The sequence below is a fragment of the Proteus sp. G4380 genome (assembly GCF_963885725.1).
Classification (GTDB): Bacteria; Pseudomonadota; Gammaproteobacteria; order Enterobacterales; family Enterobacteriaceae; genus Proteus; species Proteus mirabilis.
Genome location: NZ_CAWPAV010000019.1, coordinates 1 through 1912, shown reverse-complemented (window position 1 = coordinate 1912; position 1912 = coordinate 1). Strand labels below are relative to the sequence as shown.

At 25.4% G+C, this 1912-nt stretch carries 2 protein-coding genes and 1 pseudogene; all 3 read right to left on the bottom strand.

Translation table 11 applies throughout. From position 1 onward, the window contains the following. On the bottom strand, positions 1–836 hold an 836-nt coding region (locus AACU98_RS00975), incomplete at its 3' end, for an HNH endonuclease (protein ID WP_161735357.1). After that, positions 829–1443, bottom strand: coding sequence for an AAA family ATPase (locus AACU98_RS00970; RefSeq protein WP_202611343.1), 615 nt, complete (start codon positions 1441–1443; stop codon positions 829–831). The genes AACU98_RS00975 and AACU98_RS00970, both read right to left, overlap by 8 nt. A 94-nt stretch (positions 1444–1537) precedes the next feature. Next, positions 1538–1912: pseudogene (locus AACU98_RS00965) on the bottom strand (hypothetical protein); the annotation flags it as partial.

Below are 1912 nucleotides of genomic sequence, written 5' to 3'. Positions count from 1 at the left end.
TAAGTTCTAAATGCAGAGCCGTTTATTAATCCAAGGTATAATATTTGTTCCCAATGATTTGCCCCAAAAATAAGTCTACTCTTATTAACTGCAGCTAGAGCAGAGTTTAGTGCAGAAGAAAGAGGTATATCAAAACTCTCTATGTTTGAAATTATGATATTTTCAAATTGTGCTATTTTTTCATTTGATTTTGATTTAAATCTATTTAACAAATCAAGATTGATATAATGTCTTTCAATTAGCATGAAAATATCTTCATTAATGTTATTTTCATTTCTTAATTCAAAGTTAACATTGAAAGTATTACCAATTAAATTAATGTTTGCAAAAAGATATTGTAAATTGGGTAGGTCATGTGAATATAAGTTTATAAACTCAAAGTTATTATTATTATCTAACCATTTATTTGATTTTTTGCTGTTGCATTGACTACAAGCTGGAAATAAATTTTTAGGATGTACTGCATATTCAGGATAATTTTCTTTAGGAATAATATGATCTAATGTATTTACGCTATTTAAAGTGCAATACTGACAAGTATCCATATCTCTACCATTTGGTAATTTTAATAATTGATTCTTAAAATTTGCAAATGGTTTTGAACTATAATTATATAGTTTGAGTAAATCTTTTTTTTCTAAATCTGAAAAAATAAGCGATTGTTGAATAAGATTTAAAGTATTATTATCAAAAGATGTATCATAATTTTGATAATAGGTATTTAATGAATTAAATAAATTAGATATTCTATCTTTATAATCTCCTCTATTTTTTGAGTTAATAATTGAACGTAAAAAAGAGATACTAGAATCAGAATATGGAGTTAAGTTAATCATTATTTTTGATCTCCATGTTTTGTAATAAAATGGAAAGATTTAAACTAAGAGGAACTCCATCAGATTGAATGGATTTTCTAATATCATCAATACTATATCCAATTTTAATTTGATCTTCTATTTTTTTTCTAAAATATTGTGGTGTATCTCTCGCACCGAAAATATCATCAGTAATTTTTGACAAGTTTTCACCAAATGTTTCCAGCGATGGATGTGTTACACTTAATACTTTATTTTCATTTTTTATGACAAAAATATTTTTAGATAAAATCCCTTGAACAATAATTGGAGAATGGGTTGCTATTATACAGTAAGATTTAAATTGATCAGCAAGAGAGTGAATGCTATTAATTAACTGAGATATGGCATTAGGGGGTAAGTGTGTTTCTGGTTCATCAAAAATTATTAATGAGTCATATCTTATATTAGCAATAATTTCAGTCATAATATATAAGAAAATAGCTTGCCCTGAGCTTAATTTTTTTATTGATTTTTCTAATTCAATACGATTAATTTCATAGTCAATACTATTGGTTGATGAATTTGAAACGGTTTTTATCCAAGTAGCTATTAATTCAGGTGTGAAAAACTCACTATTAATATGCATCCAACTTATTAACCTATCTTTGTATATAATATTTTTCATGGACTTGAAGAAACGAGTTTTTAACTCTTCTTCTGATATATAACTTTCTTTGTTTTTATTTTTTTCTTAATCCACAATAGATGTAATTTATTTTAGATGAATTTTCAGGAATAGAAAATTTATCAAATATACTGTATGAAACGGCTATTATCTTACTAAATAGTGGAACTTTACCTGAGAATAAATTTTTATTATCATTGGCGATATCACAAGGTAATTTTGATACCAATTGTGTCTTTCCTACACCATTATTACCAATCAATGCATATACTCTATTTTTTAAAATAGACTTATCATTAAAGTTAAAAGTTAACTTTAATTTATCTTCATCATCAATGTAATCAGGTTTAAATATATATTCGAAGGAATAAAGTTGACTTAAATCGTATTTTCTTATTCGATGCCTAGCCTGTCTTAATAACTGCTCTTG

Bases quoted from the DNA above. Each gene is read 5' to 3' on its own strand.
- AACU98_RS00970 (WP_202611343.1), bottom strand. From the start codon at position 1,443: ATGCATATTAATAGTGAGTTTTTCACACCTGAATTAATAGCTACTTGG.